Origin of the sequence: Candidatus Thiothrix phosphatis, assembly GCF_035668035.1 — a bacterium.
In the GTDB taxonomy this organism is placed as follows: domain Bacteria; phylum Pseudomonadota; class Gammaproteobacteria; order Thiotrichales; family Thiotrichaceae; genus Thiothrix; species Thiothrix phosphatis.
This window is the reverse complement of the sequence record NZ_JAYMYJ010000013.1, coordinates 13,109-29,148: the sequence shown is the minus strand read 5'-3', so window position 1 is coordinate 29,148 and position 16,040 is coordinate 13,109. Positions and strand designations below refer to the sequence as shown.

Genomic DNA, 16,040 nt, shown 5'->3' with positions numbered 1-16,040 from the left:
TACCCCTTCCAAGAAGCGTGCTGCTGTTCAAGCTAAGTACCGCAACCCGGATAACTATGGGGACACTTGGAGCGGTCGTGGTAGGAAACCACTTTGGGCTGTAGCATTCTTGGAATCAGGCGGTAGTTTGGAAGACTGCTTGATCTGACTGAAACTCGGTAGGGCAGGAGCAACTGATAGGAAGTCAGATGCTCCTGTTCCTGCGTAAAAAACACTATCCACCGACAAACGGTAGGTTGTATAATTTTTTTCAATTATTAATGTTAAGACTAAGGAGGTGTTTATGCAGGTTGCAGCTTATCAAAAAATATTTAATATATATATTATCTGTTAGATATGGCGAATATATTAGTTCATCATATTTTCCTAAAACAATCTTCAAAAGTTTATATATGAAAAGCTTATTTCAAGAGTTACCAGACAATTCTGAATTCATGCAAGGTGATTTAATAACAAACTATGCTGATAGTTCAGAAGAAAAAAAGTTTGGGATGATTCTAAATGCAGACTGTGATATAGCGCAGCGAAAGTTCGGGAATAATTTTTCGTGGATAGAAATTATTCCTGCAATTGATTATTTAAACTCAATTTGGAGTGAAGAACAATGTAATTCTGTTTTGGAGTCTAAAAGGGTAGTGCAGGCAATCAGTGCAATTAATCAATACCTTCAGAAAAAAGATAAAAACTTTTTGCCATTAACAGTAATGGGGTTGTGTGAATGGTTGGGAGAGTATCAGGATAGTAGTGAATTTTTTACGGCAATAGGTAAAACGGCATCAGGAGAGGAAAAAATTAGTTTAGAACTGATAAGGCTTGCATCAAATACTAACTGCAATGAAATGACATCAAGTGATCGACTGAGAAAAATATGGAAGTTGCTAGACAAAAAACCAACCGAAATAAATGAATCGTTAAAAAAGGCACTGACAAAAAATGATGGGTTCCCTGATTTTTTTCTTCTGCCTGAGTTGAAAAATTATGAAGGCAAAGGGTTCGTCGCACTTCTTCGAGTTATTAATTCAACACCTAAATCAAATCTTTTTAAGAGTAGTGTGGAAGCACGGATTAATAGTTCTGAATCATATTGTTTTTATAGATTTAGTAGATTATCTGATGGCATTAGATTTCATATTGTTCAAAAAATGGCGTTTCTTTTTTCAAGAATAGGGGCGCATCCGCATTTTGAAGATAAATGTACTATTTCTGCTGAACTAGTCTCTAAAATCTATGTTGGAGGAGTCGAAAAATGACTACTGTTGTAATTGATCGAAATTTTTTATCAGATTTTGATGTAGCATTAATTAATGAAGATTGGTTTGAGGATTTTGAAATTCCATTAAATGATAAAATAAATCGTATTGATATAAACAATGTAATATACTTCTTATCAAATGATTCAGATGAGAAAACTGGATATTTGGTTATAAAAGCTGATATTTTTAAAAATTTTGTTAATAGAACTCGTGCTTTCGAACGTATAGTTCGTGCAGCACTACGCCACTTTTATAGAAATATATCAATTCCAATTGGTTGGCAGCCATACTACTTTGGGAGAATTCTTTCGATTTATGCAACATCTAATAAGAAAAAAAGTGCACGAATTTATATTGATCAGAAGCCTTCTGAAAATTCAAATAATATTTACGTATTTGAGATAACAGAAAAGCCTGAGGAAATAAACAAAGTTTATCATTCTATTGATATGGAATCTTATAACCTAGCAATATCACATATCGTTGATGCTGCTTTATGCGCTATTGAACGGACAGAAAAAAAACAATCAAATATAAAATCCACTGAGCTTCCTTCTGTGGGTGGATTTGGAATTCTTCTAAATCAACAAGACTTTAATTTTTCTGAACCAGGTCTTCTAGAAGACTGGCTTCAATATAGACTAAATGAAAATCAGTTGAAATTTGTAACTCGCGAGGTAAATCAACCTATTCGGCTAAGAGGAGCCGCAGGTACAGGAAAAACACGTGCAATGGCTGTTAAATGTTTAAATGATTTATATCGTGATTCACTAAACGGTGGTGACAAAAGTTTTGCATTTATAACACATAGCTCTGCTTTATCACAAGAACTGATGGTCGATATATTTTCAGGGCTTGATCCTGACAAAAAGTGGTCTCGGTTAATAGATTCTAGTAATAAAAACAAGTTATGGATTGGGACATTATATGACTTAGCACAAGAGCATCTTAATTATGCACAGAAAGGGTTAAGTCCTATTTCTACAGATGGTCGCGAGGGGCGTTTATATCAAAGAATAGTAATAGAAGAGTCTGTTAATAAAATCAAAAGTGATCCAAGAATAGCTATTACTCTTCTTGAAAAATGTCCTAATATTTTATCCGTCATTCAAGATAAAGATAGTATTGGATATAACAATTTTATCAATGATCTTATGAGTGAGTTCACTGGTGTCTTAGAAGCAGAAAATATACGGAAGGGAAATCCAAATGCTGAAAAATATCTAAAAGCTAGTCGTTCCTCATGGCAAGCTGAACTACCTACATTGGAGCATAGGAAACTTGCTCTCGAAATATATGATGTGTACTGTGGTATTTTAAAATCTCAAAAATTCATGAGTTTAGATCAAATGATTGCGGATTATGGAACATATTTATACTCGCATGAATGGGGGCAGCTCAGAGAATTTAAGGGATTTGATTATATATATATAGATGAGTATCATTATTTTAATAGCCATGAATCAATGCTGTTACATAATTTGTTTAAGACGCGATCAAATTTTGATGGGAGGTGGCCTCTGATTATGGCTTATGATCTTAAACAAAATGTATCAGGATCTGGTCTAAGCGGAGGGATAGCAAGGTTTAAAAATCCTGGAGTTGGAGAGTCCATTCAAATGGAGCTCTCACAAAATTATCGTGCAACACCAGAAATAATTAATTTCTTGATGGATGTTGATTCATTTTTTCCAGCACTTGATTTGGAAGGTGAATATTCAACATATGATTCAACATCAGAAATTAAAAGTGGTTTGGCTCCTAGCGTAACTATTTTTGATAGTGACATTGATCTAGTTGAGAATGTTTTTCAAAATGGCATTGCTGCTGCACGCGAGTTGGGATCATCAAAAAAGGTTGCAATTCTTTGTTTAAATGAGGGAATTTTTGATAAATATGCTCAACTAGCTATTGTTGAAAAGTTAAAGTTTGTGACTATTAAAACACGAGATGACTTGAAAGCAACTAGATATACACGTACACGTTGTGTTTTTAGTATGCCAGAATACGTTGCAGGGCTTCAATTTGATACAATATTTCTCATCCATGCAGATGATGTCGACTTCAATACTCAACACATAACCCCAGTAATGCAACGTGAATATATATCACGATTTTATCTTGGAGCTAGCCGTGCATCCAAAACACTAGTTGTTGCGAGTTCACTGGAGCGTGGTGGTCCGAACGAAATTATACAGTTAGCATTAAAGAATGGGAGCATACTAAGCAGAGTAAATAGAGGATAATTATAAAATTCTGTGAATGACTGCTATGTTGTTTTTTTGCATAATATTGACAATGATGTGGGTTTTTAGATGTTTTAACATTTACTTATTCTCCCTCACCGAAAAATACAGATGCCGTATAGGCGTTTGCCTCCAAGTCCATTGGCGTTTGGGCTGTATGCTTCGGGTTTGCTTTGCCCGGTCTTGAGGGGTGTGAAACAGGTGCTGGTTCAGACTGATAGTACAGTGCCGCAGAGTACGGATAGGCTGCTGGTTCACCTGTTATACCCGTGATCCCTGTCATACCGACATCCCCGGCTGTTCCTCCCAACCGAGCCATGATTTTACTGACGTAATTCTGCGTTTCCCGGTAAGGCGGTATTCCGGCATATTTGTCCACTGCCCCTTCCCCTGCATTGTAGCCTGCCAGTGCCAGAGGCCAGCTCTGGTAACGGTTGTACAGCCATGCCAGATACGTTGTCCCACCCCGGATGTTTTCTGCCGGGTCAAAAGCATTGTATACCCCGAAACGGGCTGCCGTGCCGGGCATGAGCTGCATCAGCCCTTGCGCACCTTTGTGTGAGACAGCACCGGGGTTATGGGCAGATTCTTGCTGGATGACGGCACGGATGACGGATACGGGTACACCCGTCTGTTGTGCTGCTGCCTGTACGATACTGTCCAGATGCTGTTCGGCCTGCACGGGTAAGCAGCAGGCCAGTACCAGCCATAACAGGCCCATTTGCCGGATCAACAGATGCACCCTCACACGCCGTGGTGTCCTGTTTGCCAGTGATGCCCTTCCTGACCATGTTCGTGCCTTGCTTCTGCCAGCATCACCGGCTGGTTTCCTTCCTCTGTGGATGTTGGCTGGTTGCCATTGTCAGGTGTATCGGGGTGGCTATCGCCCTGCCCGTCCTGGGGCTGGTGTTTGCGGTGTTTCTTCAGCCAGCTACGGAAGTCCCGGTCTTTTTTCAGGGCATCATCCAGCAGTTGTTCCACCACCATGTCCAGTTGCAGCCACGGATAGGTTTCCTTGGCGCAGGCCAGGTAAAGCTCCAGCTCCTGAAAAACGTTTTCGTTGATGTCCACCCGCAGCTTTTTCTTTTCCGGGGTTGGGGTGAATTTCATGCTGACCATGCGTGTCTCCTTGTCATTGGGTAAATTAGTAAACGGCATCCAGTGCCGGGTCTGCTGTCTGGGTATAGGGCTTCAGCATCATGTCCTTATGCACCAGGATATTGACGGGGAAGCCTTGACGGATTTCGAGGGTTGGCTGGATGTCGAGGTTTTTGCGGGTGATGCGTTGCCCGGTGCGGTTGATCTCGGAACCCACGTTGCTATAGAAACGCCCCTCAAAATCGCCATCGTCATACTGGGATTGGGCAGTGCCTGCGAGCAGTGACGACAGCAGCACACCACCCGCCAGCTTGCCCCAATGGTTATCAACCTGGTCAGTGAAGCCGGATTGCCCGCCAGTATCCACGCCGGGCATCCCTTCCAAGGAAATGGAGGAGCCATCCGGGAAAATCATCCGGTTCCATACCACCCGTACCCGTTCCTGCCCGTAATTGACGCTGTTTTCGTATTGGCCGAGGATCCTTGTCCCCTGCGGGATCAGCAAGTAACGTCCGCTGACCGTATCAAACACCTGTTCACTGACCTGGGCGATGATCATCCCCGGCAATTGTGAGTTAATGCCGGTGATCAGGACTGCCGGGATCAGTGTCCCCGCCTTGACTTCATACGGGCTGCGCGGGGCTTGTAGCCTACCTTGCAGGTAGGCTTTGTCCTGCCCGAATGCAGTCTGCTGTAGGGATGTACCATCCCCTTGCATGGTGTAGGCTGTACCAGCTTGCCCATCCGCGACCCCAGGATCCGGTAAGCCATGATTGCCCGCAGCACCCCCGCTGGCGGGCAGTGCGGTACTTTGCCCACCTGCTTGGCTGCCCTCAAAAAACAGGTTGGCGGTGAGTGCCTTATTGTGTGCTTCCCTTGCCAGTTGTTCACGCCGTAGCCGTTCCAGTTCTTCCGGTGAAGGCTGTTTGGGTGCAGGTGCTGGGGTAAAAGCCGGTGTGACCGGCTTTTGTAGCATCAGCCCGCCAGCATCCCCCGGCAAAGGTTTCCCCAGCACGGGTATGTCGGATTTGGGCGGTTCCGGGTAGTCCAGTTGCCCATAATCATTGGCAGCCCCGCGTAAGGCATCCGGCATGGAGCGTTTGACCGAATCGGGGTCAATGCGGGCCTGTTGGGTGTCTGCGGCGGTCATCGCCCTGGGTTTCAGTGCCAGATAGATGGTGGCAACCAGCAGCAAGCCAACACCTGTCACCAACAGGATAATGGGGCCTTTCTTCAACTGGCGTGCGCGTGACCTTTCCAGCGACAGACGTGGGTCATCCGGGTTGAGCTTGCTGTCAGAGGCTTGCCCGCCTTGGTATTGCGATTCTGTCATTATTTACCCCTACCCCACTCTTGCAATCCTGACCACATCGGCAGCATCACTGCCTACCCGCAATTCGGCGGTAGAGAACAGCCGGTCGACGATGTAATGCCCATTCCTGACCCGGTAATTGACCATCTGGCTCTGCCCATTCCGTGCCGTCACAAACAGTGCCGGGGCTTCACCTTGCTGGAATCCAGACGGGAAGCGGATAAAGACCCGTCGCCCGTCATCAAACACCCGTGTGGGTGTCCAGTGCGGGTTGCCCTGGCGTGCTTCCACCCGATAGGCAAAGTTGAGGTTGTCGAGGTCAACACTGGGAGGGGCTGGCTGGCGCAAGGCTTGCGCCCTGAGCCTGTCCAGGGATGCCCGCTGAACCCGTTGCGGGTACTGCCAACTGACTGCCGCCATGTAGGTTTCCTTGTGGCTGGTCAGTTCCAGCAGGTAAGTACGGCGGTTGGTGTTGATGACCAAGGTGGTGGCAAGGCCAGATGCTACCGGCTTGATCAGCACATGTTGTTGGGGCAGGCCATCCTGCACCGATTTGTTGACCCCCAATACCCAGCGCACGGTGTCACCTGCTGCGGGTTTGCCAATGATTTCTTCCCCCGGTTCAAGCTGGATGTCGGTCAGGCGCAAGGGGGCAGTATGGATCTGGTACAAAGCCCCGCTGGTGTAGCCATAGTTCATGATGGCATTGGTATAGCTGGCCTCATCCGGGGATTGACGCGCACTCTGGTTGGCATACTCAATGGCTTGCAGGGGGCTGCTGCCGTGTTTGGCTTTGCGCTTTGCCTTGGGTTTGGTGACGGGTTCCATTGGTGGTTCTGGTGTCCAGCCGGTGGTGGCAGGCTCGTGGGTATACGTGGTTTGCTCCGGTTCGGCTGCTGCTGCCATTGCCGCCTGCACTTCCGGCAAAGGTAGGCCGTTGCCATAGCGGAAACTCCCCGAACGGGAAAACTCCCTGTTGCTGGATGACGGCTGGGTATCCAGCATGGCACATCCGTGCATCAGGGCGGAGGCGGTAACGATCAGGGTCAGCTTTGTTGTATCCATAAGGTGTCTGCTTCCAAACCGGAAAATCAAAGGGGTAACTGGCGATAAGGCAACCTACTCCGCCTGTGTCCAGCTAAACGAATCAATGTACATACCGATGGGGTTCACCTTGAGTTGTGCATCGGTGGTGGGTTCCTGGAAGGTCAGGTTGAAAATGCCCTTCCATTTGTGTGTGCCGTTATTGCCGCCACGGGTGTTCCAGTAGGTCTCTTCCCATTCCGCACTCCAGGAGTTCTCGGAAATCGGGATCAGGGTCAGGTTGTTGAGGGTAATGCGCTCTTCCTTCATGCGGTCGGTCGGCACGTACTTGCGGGCGTAATCACTCAGCATATTGGCGGCAGCCGGTGTCACCAGTGCATAGGCATCTTCCCACTGGCGCTTGACCACGATGGGGTCAGCCGGGAGGGAGCGCACATCTTCGATGAAGCGAGCCAGGTGGTATTTGCGGGAGGCTTCATTGACCTTGTATTGCACCCCGGAGGTTCCAGCCTCCCCCTGGTAAGCTGCGTGTCCCAGCTTGTCCACCTCAATCACATGGATGGCTTTCTTGGGTAAGGTGCCGAGGTACACCATCCCCAGCATGGACAGCATCAACAAACCCAGCAGGAAGAATGACAGGTAGCGCCAGTTCAGCGCCTGCATCCGCGCACTGCCATAGCGGTCATCCCATTCCATCCGGGCTTTCAGGTAACGGTCAAGCTCCTGCTGTTCCCGCCCAAGGTCGTGCTGTACGTTGTGTGTGGTCATGGTGTCCCTTGTCTGGTTATGTCCATCATCCTGGTTTTAAATACCTTCTTTTCCTGCCAGCCCTACAGGCTGGCCTGCATCCCGCCGCTGGGGTGTGCCTCATGCGGGACACGGTGTCCGGCTGTCAGCAATTTACCCGCCCAGCCCGGACGGGTTGCCGGGGCATTACCCGTCGCCAGTGGTGCGCCCGTCATGGCGCTATAACTTTCCGCCTTGCCCTGTTGCCAGGCAGAGCGCACCCCTTGGGTCATGCGCTGGGTACTGCTCCTGACCAGACTCTCCCCCGCGCCAGCCACACCCCCCAGCACTTTTTGTCCGGCATTGCCGTGGGTAAAGGCACTGCCACGCTGGTAGCCTGCGGTGGCATTCCCGGCAAGGCGTGCGGTTGCCCCGGCAGCCGCACGGGTAGCACCCAAGGCCGTGCCGACGGCAGCACTCCCGGCAGCCATACCGACCATGCTGTTCTGGGTGGCCGTGCCTGCGGACAGTGACGGCGAGCCTGACACCAGTCCGGCAGCCACGCCTGGGGCATTCCATGACAGCAGGGCGATTGCCCAGGCAATCACCATCACCGAGAAGATTTCATTCCACTCCACGTTCCCGTCCACCACCGTGAAGGTCAGCGAACCCGTCAGGGTCGGTTCCGTCACGGAGAGGATGAAGGCCAGCACCATCAGGCGCACCCCGTAGTTCACCACCCCACCTAGGGTTTTCTCGGCGATGAATTTGGTGTGCTTGTTGATGCCAAACGGCAGCAGGATGGCGGACAGCCCCATGAACAGGTAAAACTCCAGCACCGTCAGGAAAACCTGGATGGCGACGATGGCAAAAGCAATCAGGATGATGAAGGCTGAAATCCACAGGATGATGACCTGCCCCACCTGATCCCAGTCGTCCATCGTTTCAATCATGGTCATGATCGGGGTGATGGCATTGACACCAGCAGTGAATATCCGGCTGGGGTCAAGGATGATGGCATGGCCACCCGCCGCACCCCCTGCCCCACTGATCCCCGCATCCACCATTGAGTAGACGAAGACCGGGGCGAGGGCTGCAAAGTTTGTCACCAGCCACAACCAGAACATCATGAACAGCAGCTTCTTGATGACATCCATGGTTTGGGCATTGCCACCCAATGCCCACCACAATGCCACCAGCACCAGTTCAATGCCTGCCAGCACCCACAGCAAGGCTTGCCCGCCGTTTGCCCAAATCAGCCCATAGGCAGCATTGAATACGGTCAGGAACTGGTTCAGCGAGTTGGTGAGGATGGCGGTGTCCATGCAGTACCCCGGTTACGGTAGGTGGGATAACGGGGCAGTGTCATACTCTGCCTTACCGAGGTTTTGCATCATTTTGGTCTTGCGTGCGCGGGCTGCTTCACGGGATTTCTCCTGTTGTGCGGCTTGTGCCGCTTCCAGACGCCCGTTGGCTGCCAGCAATTGCAGCGAGTCATTCATCTGCTGTGCCAGTATCCCCATGCTCTGGTTCAGGAGCTGGAGCTGGCGCACTTCCCCGTCAGCCGTCTGGCTTTGGGCTAACAAGGAATTGACGTTGGTGACATTGAGGGCAGCCCGTTGCACGATGCCCTGGGCGGTCATGGCCTCAATCGTGGCATTGTCGATTTCGGTACTCCATTCATCCAGCTTGTTGCCAAAGTTGCTGAAGTCGTAGTTGTCCCAACTGGCTTGATCTGGGAACAGGGTGTTGAACTCGTTCTGGATATTGCCTACCGATTGGGAAACCTGTGTCAGTGTCCCCAGGGTATTTTGCATCTCCTGCAATTGCCCGTTGAGGCCGCCTGCCACATTGGCGTACTGGCTGCCACCGATGGTTTGCAGGGTCTGTGCCATCTGGTTGATCTGCTGGATCTGGTTCTGGATTTGGGTGACGGCATGGGTCACTTGCAACAGGCTTTGGGTCAGGTTGCCGTAATCAACCACGGGCAAGGCTGCCCTGCCTTGGGTACTGGTTAATACCAGCAGTGCTACCGCCAGCATCAGCGCCTTCAGGTTGAACGTCCTGTTCATGCAGCTTTCCTCCGTGGTGGTTCGAGCAGCTCCACTGCCCAGTCCAGATGGTTGTACTTAAGGATGGCGGCAGCCCAGCGGCTGGCTGGCAACTTCTTTTCGATGGTATCGAGGAACACTTGCTGTTTGGGGTTGGAGAACCCGGCAAATGCCAGGGCAACCGGCCCCATATCGAGGGTAAACAAGCGCCTGCCCTTGATGCTGCGGTAGTAGTAATCCCGTTTCTGCTGGGCATTGGCAATAATGTGCAGTTCGGCATCGGTCAGGCCGAAGGTTTTGTAATACTTCGCCACCTCTGGGACGGTGGCTTCCGCGTCGGGGAGGAAGATCCGGGTCGGGCAGGCACTGATAATGGTAGGGCTGATGCTAGATTCGGCTGCATCCGCCGGTTCCTGGGTGGCAAACACCACATACACGTTGCGTTTGCGCAGGGTTTTCAACCAGCTTTGCAGGCGGCTGGCAAAAATGCCGTGGCGTAGGAACAGCCAGCACTCGTCCAGCACCAGCAGGGTTGGACGACCGTCAAAGCGTTTTTCGATACGGTGGAACAGGTAAGACAAGGTGGGGATGACAACCTGTTCCCCCATCTCCATCACATGGGTCATCTCAAACATCAGCCAGAAGCTGCTTTTGAGTTCGTCCTGGTCAGCATCAAACAGTTGCCCGTAAGCACCTGACAGTGTGTACAAGTGCAAGGCATCGCGGATGTCGGCGTTCTGGCACAGTGCGTGCAAGCCGGTCAGGGTGCGCTGTTCGGGTGGTGCGTCTGCCAGTGAGCGTAATGCACCTTCCACTTCCTGGGTAATCGCAGGGGTCAGGGTCAGGTTCTGGAGTTCCAGCATGTCGCACACATAACGCAATGCCCAGTTGCGTTCCCCTTCGCGGTCAATCTGTGCCAGCGGCTGGAAGGCCACGGCAGCGTCCTCATTGCCCGGTTCATAATAGCGTCCACCGGCTGCCATCGTGGAGGCGCGTGCCGAACGGTCTTTGTCGAAAATGATCACCTGGGCATTCGGATACTTGAGCCATTGCAGTTCCAGCATCGCCAGCAAGGTGGACTTACCGGAGCCGGTCGGGCCGATGATGATGGTATGCCCCACATCGCCGACATTGAGGTTCAAACGGAACGGGGTCGAGCCAGTGGTGCTGCACACCATGTGCGGGTTGCCTTCACCGCAGGCGGCCAGCAGGTGTGGGTTGGACACATCCCCCGCCCAGATCGAGGACACCGGCATCATGTGGGCAAGGTTGATGGTGTTGACCAGCGGGCGGCGCACATTGGCACGGATTTCACCCGGCAGGCTGCCTTTCCATGCCTCAAACGCATACATGCGTTCGTCCTTGACCACAAAGCCGCTGGCATTGAGGATTTTCTTGATCTCGTGCAGTTTGTTCATGGCTTGTTGCAGGTTCTTGTCCCACACCGTCACGGTGGTGGTGTACTGCCCGTAAGCCACCAGATCCATCCCCAGCTCCTGGGATGCGGCATCAGCATCATCGGCCTTGTTCTGGGCATCGGTGTTCAACAGGCGGCTGGGTTCACCCGCAGCGGTTTCCTTGAGCATGATCCAGATGTTCTTCACCTTGCCTGTCCAGTAGCGGCGCTGGCGCAGGATGGTGGACATCGCCTCACCCTTGTCGAGGCAGATGAAGCGGTTGACCCAGCGGTATTCGATGTTCAGGTAATTGAGCTTGTCGAGGACACCGGGGGTAGTGGTGTGCGGGAAACCTGTCACTGACAGGGTGGGCATGTAGTAATCGCCAACCATCGCCACTTCCCCCGCCATGAATGGCTGGTCAGGGATATAGGCATCCAGGTACATCGGCAGGTCAGGGGATGCTACCGGATGGGCTTGGGCTGACAGGGTGGAATGCAGGTAAGACAGCAGTTGCCCGTCATCCAGCACGCCAACACTGGGGAACACCGTGTCGAGGATGGTGGTGATTTCGGTGGTGGCACGGATGAAATAGTCCAGATCCCGCGCAAACCCGTCTTCCAGTTTGGCGTTCTTGGGGTTTTCGTAGAACAAATCTACCAGCTTCTTTTCCAGCGGTTGCGGACGTTCCCACACGAAACTCAGGTAGTAGGATGACTCGAAGTGTTCTGCCCTTTCTTCAAAGTTGCCCTGACGTTCGCGGTCAACCAGCCAAGCGACAGCCACCGGCCAGCGTGATTGCGGGTAAACGTCCTGCTGGAAACGTTGGGCTTCAATGAAGTATGTCCAACCCGTGCCGAGGCGTTTCAGGGCATTGTTGACCTTGGCTGTAACCACCATCATTTCCTCATCGGAGGAGGCTGCCAAATCCGGGCCACGGAAGGCAATGGTGCGCAACAGGGTGCGGTTCTTGTTGAGGATAATGCCGGGGGCTACCAGCGCACCCCATTGCAGGTGGTCGGCCAGTGCCTCACTATGCCCCGGCTTGCGTTCACTCATGCCTTGGCGGGCGACGATGAAGAAGCCAAACCCCAGCAGCAGGAAAAAGGTCAGCAGGATGGCAACCAGCAGGTAATCACTGTGCATAAAGGTCACGGCAACTTGTCCTTTGTGTGGCGCAGGCCAGCACGGACAACCGCCATGAAATGCGGGTCAAATCGGGTCAGGCGGGCAAGCCCCCAATGTCCCAGCATGGCTACCGGGAGAATCCACAATTGGTGCATCCCGATGGTCAGGGCAGCCGCGATAGTCCAGTAAATGAACCCCACCGTGCGAGGCAGGCCAGCCACCAGCACTGGCTCCACCAGTGACAGGTGGACAGGGGCTTCATAGCCTTCGGGGTGGTTGGCCTGCCGTTGGCTCATACGCTTGCACCACCGCCAAAGCCGAGGAAGGTCAAACCCCAGGTAGTTGCAGCAAAGGCAATGGACAGGCCGAATACGACCCAGAGGGCTTTACGCATGATGCCGCCACCTTCGGAGAAAGCCAGGCCAAGGCCAACGAACACGATGGCGATTGTGCCGAGTACCTGTGCCACCGGGCCGGTCAGGGAGGCCAGCAGGTTCTGGAGCGGGGTTTCCCACGGCAAACCGGCACCGCCGCCACCGGCTGCGGATGCATCAGCACCCGCCAGCATCAGCAAGGCAAATAACAGGGGGGATTTCAGGCGGGACAAATGACGGGCATAGTGCGGCACTGCTTTAGTCTCCTTGTGCAGGTTAATCAGGGTTTGTGTGGTGTGGGCGATTCCTGTGTGGGATGGATGCCCTATGCCCGTCCGCCCTTTATCCGGGAAAACAGATGGACGGCAGGAGATTAACCTTATTTTTTGAATGGTGTGAGTGTAAACCCGATGAACTGATAACAGTTGTTTATGAACGGAAAGTTACAGAGATTAGTTACAGAAATTATGTAATTGCATCTGCTTTTAGGGGTATGACTTTCAGGTTATTGTGTTGGGTCGTTTATAACCGGAGATGTATTGAAGGACGGTTTCGTGATTATCCGTCAGTGATTCCCTGGGTGTACCACTGGCGCGACAAATCATGCTTCACTTTTCCGCGTGTACCACGTCCCCCTACCCTGCCCATGCCGCAGGATATGCCCGTCTTCCAGCAGTTGGGCGATGCGCAGTTTCAGGGTGGCGCGAGGGGTTTGGGTGAGGTCTTCCGCCTGCTTCATGGTAATGCGCCCGTTGTCCTTGAGGTATTCCAGAATCTGGACGCTATCGGCGGGCAGGCTTTCCCAGCCCCGGTTATCCGCCATCTTCGCTGCCAGGTGGTCTTTCTGGGCTTTCAGGGATCGCAGGAAGAATGACAGCCACGGTAGCCAGTCGGGGGCTTCCTTGTCGAGTGTGCCTTGGGTACGGCGCAGGGCGAGGTAATAGCTGTCCTTGTTGCGTTCGATGATGCTTTCCAGCGAGGTGTAAGGCACGTAGCTGTACCCGGCTTTCAGCAGCAACAGGGTTGCCAGCACCCGCGACAATCTGCCGTTGCCGTCCTGAAACGGATGGATGGCGAGGAACACCACGTTGAACATGCCGATGGTCAGCAAGGGGTGCAGGCTGCGGTCTTCCAGCGTGGTGCGTGTCCAGTCCACCAGTGCCTGCATTTCCCGTGGGGTGTCAAACGGCGTGGCAGTCCTGAAAATCACCCCAAGGCTGTTGCCGGATGCGTCGAAGGCTTCCACGTGGTTGTTCAGGGTTTTGTACTGTCCCCGGTGGCGGGTGTCCTTGTCGCTGTGGCGCAGCAGGATGGCGTGGAATTGTTTCAGGTAGTTCTCGGTCAGGGGTATGTCGTCATGGCTTTGGAAAACGGTTTCCATCGCTTCTGCGTAGCCTGCCACTTCCTGTTCATCACGGGTCTGGAACGATTGCTTGCCGATATTGCCCAGCAGCTTTTCCACCTCGGCATCGCTCAGCTTTGCCCCTTCGATGCGGGTGGAGGAACCGATGCTTTCCACGGTCGCCACCCGGCGCAAGGCTTCCAGGCGTTCCGGGGTCATGCCGTGGATGGCTTTCCAGCCGCCCCGGAACTCGTCGATCTCGGCAATCAGCTTGAGCATTTCGGGGGTGATGGTCAGGGAGTGGGTTTTCATGAATAGCCAAAAAAGTGAAAAACGTTAGCCAATAATATCCGCAATTAGCCAATAAGCAAACATTGCGTATCTGTAGGAAGCTACGTACATCCCCTTCGGGACGGGCTGTTACGGGTTCCGCTGTCGCTGCATCCCTACGGGACTTTTGCCCTCCTCATCCCTGATGCCTCCAAAACCACCGTTCGTGCCTCACGCAGGTTTTTCCGCGCTCCGCTTGGGTCTGGGTAGCCAGACCCGTGCCGGGACTGGCTGGGTGTTGGTACTTTTTGGGGCGCTGCCCCCCCGCTGCTTCCATGACAGGCTGCGTGTCCGGTGGGGTATCCCCAACCTTCCGCGCTGCGCTTGTGCAGGCCGGGTGATGTCCATCATGGATGCTGCTACCCCCGTTCTCGCCGAAGGGCATAGCCGTCAGGCGGCTGTAAGGCGAATGATGGGGACAGTAAGCAGGCAAACAGCAGGTTTCCTGTCCACGCCTTACCCGTTTGTAATGGCTTTTGACAGGAGAAAACCGATGGAAGACTTGATTGCGCAATTGATTGGGCTGCTGGAAGTACGTGTCACCCCGCAGCAGATGGAAGGGCCGTACCCGACCCGTGCAGATGCTGCCTTGCTTGAAATCTTGAGGCTTGTCAGGGCAACGGGACTGGATGCCCCGCTGTTTGCAGACATTGTGGATGCTGATTATGTTGAAGCAGAAGCAAAGCATATTTTGGGTGATGAAGATGCCTGTATAGACGTGCAGGCCGTCATTAACCGTCTGGCAATGGATGCGTATTGGCAGGGTGCGCCCACTGACCCCTGTTTGCATGAAGCCATCCGTGCAGTTGCAAAGGGGGCTACCCATGCAGGATAAGGAAATGGCGTATGCCGATGCAGTTTTGGAACGCTATGCCCAAGGCGAGCGGTGCATCTTTACGGAGTATGCCAAGCTCTATGATGGCTTGTTTGCCTTGTATGAGACGGATGATGGCACGGCGATGACCGATGTGGATTTTGTCCTTGCCTGTGCTGCACAGGATTACCGTGACGGTGCATTGGGTGGTGCTGTTTATCAGGAGGTTTATGACACCTTGCATGGGGAGGATGGTGTATGAAACGCCGCTATTATTACCCCATTGGCAAGCTAAAACCCCTGAAGGGAACATGCGATGATTTCTATCAAGAGGTGCGCAAGTTGCAGTACCCTTACCTCCCGATTTCAGCAGCCAGCTACCGCCGCCTGCTGGATGCACCAGCGGATTATTACCGGATGCCGGGCAAAAACGGGAAGGTTGTTACCTTTGGGAATACCGGCGGTGGGTTTGCCCTGATGCCGCTGAACCCAGAAGAGGCGACCTGGATTCTGAAGGAGCAACCCCAACCGGGTAGTGCTGTACAGTAATGAATGAGGATGGTAGTCATGGTAACGGTAGACAGCAGGCTCAAATGGAATGACACAGGTACTGACCTGATACAGGGCAAGCAGTACCGTTACCGTGCCACCGGCTCATGGCAAGACTGGTACATCGTGTGTGATGCCAATGGTTACTCAAGATGGATGTTGTGGTTGTTTGGCTGGATGCGGCGTGTGCCTGTCGCACACTGGTTCCAGCTCATTGGTGTGGTGGACAAGGCCATGTCCCATCCCATCAGGATGGGGATCGAGGGAACATTCACCGCACCCGCCAGCGGACGGTTGTGGGTGTTTGCCAATGATGCGGCATTTGCCTACGGGAACAACACTGGCACGATTGAGCTTCAGGTATGGCCTGATTAGG

Annotated in this window: 18 protein-coding genes; 7 read left to right on the top strand and 11 right to left on the bottom strand. The window is 52.1% G+C overall.

Annotation, left to right across the window (positions count from 1 at the left end; translation table 11 throughout):
• The 3 genes from VSS37_RS21770 to VSS37_RS01735 form a co-directional block, all read left to right on the top strand.
• On the top strand, positions 1-148 hold a 148-nt coding region (locus tag VSS37_RS21770), incomplete at its 5' end, for an H-NS histone family protein (RefSeq protein ID WP_375339115.1).
• A 244-nt stretch (positions 149-392) separates the two neighbouring features.
• Positions 393-1,250, top strand: coding sequence for a hypothetical protein (locus VSS37_RS01740; RefSeq protein WP_324692890.1), 858 nt, complete (start codon positions 393-395; stop codon positions 1,248-1,250).
• Positions 1,247-3,499, top strand: a complete 2,253-nt coding sequence (locus VSS37_RS01735; protein WP_324692889.1) for a UvrD-helicase domain-containing protein — start codon at positions 1,247-1,249, stop codon at positions 3,497-3,499. Before VSS37_RS01740 ends, VSS37_RS01735 begins: the two co-directional genes overlap by 4 nt.
• Before the next feature lie 85 nt (positions 3,500-3,584).
• Here the strand turns inward: VSS37_RS01735 and VSS37_RS01730 are convergent, their stop codons facing one another.
• The 11 genes from VSS37_RS01730 to VSS37_RS01680 all read right to left on the bottom strand — a co-directional run bounded on the left by VSS37_RS01730 (position 3,585) and on the right by VSS37_RS01680 (position 14,283).
• Positions 3,585-4,241, bottom strand: coding sequence for a lytic transglycosylase domain-containing protein (locus VSS37_RS01730; protein WP_324692888.1), 657 nt, complete (start codon positions 4,239-4,241; stop codon positions 3,585-3,587).
• A 2-nt stretch (positions 4,242-4,243) separates the two neighbouring features.
• Positions 4,244-4,618: a hypothetical protein gene (locus VSS37_RS01725; protein ID WP_324692887.1), complete on the bottom strand. Its 375-nt coding sequence runs from the start codon at positions 4,616-4,618 to the stop codon at positions 4,244-4,246.
• 25 nt (positions 4,619-4,643) lie between these two features.
• Positions 4,644-5,930, bottom strand: a complete 1,287-nt coding sequence (locus VSS37_RS01720) for a TraB/TrbI/VirB10 family type IV secretion system protein (protein ID WP_324692886.1) — start codon at positions 5,928-5,930, stop codon at positions 4,644-4,646.
• 9 nt (positions 5,931-5,939) lie between these two features.
• On the bottom strand, positions 5,940-6,974 hold the full coding sequence (gene trbG / locus VSS37_RS01715; protein ID WP_324692885.1) for a P-type conjugative transfer protein TrbG: 1,035 nt from the start codon (positions 6,972-6,974) through the stop codon (positions 5,940-5,942).
• A gap of 54 nt (positions 6,975-7,028) precedes the next feature.
• Positions 7,029-7,721 (bottom strand): conjugal transfer protein TrbF, encoded by a 693-nt coding sequence (trbF, locus tag VSS37_RS01710; protein ID WP_324692884.1) that lies wholly within the window; start codon positions 7,719-7,721, stop codon positions 7,029-7,031.
• A 62-nt stretch (positions 7,722-7,783) separates the two neighbouring features.
• Positions 7,784-9,004 carry a P-type conjugative transfer protein TrbL gene (trbL, locus tag VSS37_RS01705; RefSeq protein WP_324692883.1) on the bottom strand — a complete coding sequence of 407 codons (1,221 nt, stop codon included), beginning with the start codon at positions 9,002-9,004 and terminating at the stop codon, positions 7,784-7,786.
• 12 nt (positions 9,005-9,016) lie between these two features.
• Positions 9,017-9,751, bottom strand: coding sequence for a hypothetical protein (locus tag VSS37_RS01700; protein ID WP_324692882.1), 735 nt, complete (start codon positions 9,749-9,751; stop codon positions 9,017-9,019).
• Entirely contained in the window at positions 9,748-12,273 is a 2,526-nt protein-coding gene (trbE, locus tag VSS37_RS01695; protein ID WP_324692891.1) for a conjugal transfer protein TrbE, read from the bottom strand. Before trbE ends, VSS37_RS01700 begins: the two co-directional genes overlap by 4 nt.
• Positions 12,274-12,278: 5 nt before the next feature.
• Positions 12,279-12,551: a VirB3 family type IV secretion system protein gene (locus VSS37_RS01690; protein ID WP_324692881.1), complete on the bottom strand. Its 273-nt coding sequence runs from the start codon at positions 12,549-12,551 to the stop codon at positions 12,279-12,281.
• On the bottom strand, positions 12,548-12,883 hold the full coding sequence (locus tag VSS37_RS01685) for a TrbC/VirB2 family type IV secretion system protein (RefSeq protein WP_324692880.1): 336 nt from the start codon (positions 12,881-12,883) through the stop codon (positions 12,548-12,550). The genes VSS37_RS01690 and VSS37_RS01685 overlap by 4 nt, the downstream gene beginning before the upstream one ends.
• Before the next feature lie 347 nt (positions 12,884-13,230).
• Positions 13,231-14,283, bottom strand: coding sequence for a Fic family protein (locus tag VSS37_RS01680; RefSeq protein ID WP_324692879.1), 1,053 nt, complete (start codon positions 14,281-14,283; stop codon positions 13,231-13,233).
• A 511-nt stretch (positions 14,284-14,794) separates the two neighbouring features.
• On the opposite strand from VSS37_RS01680, the gene VSS37_RS01675 reads away from it, so the two are divergent.
• Genes VSS37_RS01675 through VSS37_RS01660 form a run of 4 tightly spaced genes read left to right on the top strand, consistent with a single transcriptional unit; the run spans position 14,795 to position 16,039 of the window.
• Positions 14,795-15,136, top strand: a complete 342-nt coding sequence (locus tag VSS37_RS01675; RefSeq protein ID WP_324692878.1) for a hypothetical protein — start codon at positions 14,795-14,797, stop codon at positions 15,134-15,136.
• Positions 15,126-15,377 (top strand): hypothetical protein, encoded by a 252-nt coding sequence (locus VSS37_RS01670; protein ID WP_324692877.1) that lies wholly within the window; start codon positions 15,126-15,128, stop codon positions 15,375-15,377. The genes VSS37_RS01675 and VSS37_RS01670 overlap by 11 nt, the downstream gene beginning before the upstream one ends.
• Positions 15,374-15,664 carry a hypothetical protein gene (locus tag VSS37_RS01665; RefSeq protein ID WP_324692876.1) on the top strand — a complete coding sequence of 97 codons (291 nt, stop codon included), beginning with the start codon at positions 15,374-15,376 and terminating at the stop codon, positions 15,662-15,664. Before VSS37_RS01670 ends, VSS37_RS01665 begins: the two co-directional genes overlap by 4 nt.
• An 18-nt stretch (positions 15,665-15,682) precedes the next feature.
• Positions 15,683-16,039 carry a hypothetical protein gene (locus tag VSS37_RS01660; RefSeq protein WP_324692875.1) on the top strand — a complete coding sequence of 119 codons (357 nt, stop codon included), beginning with the start codon at positions 15,683-15,685 and terminating at the stop codon, positions 16,037-16,039.
• Position 16,040 lies beyond the last annotated feature (1 nt).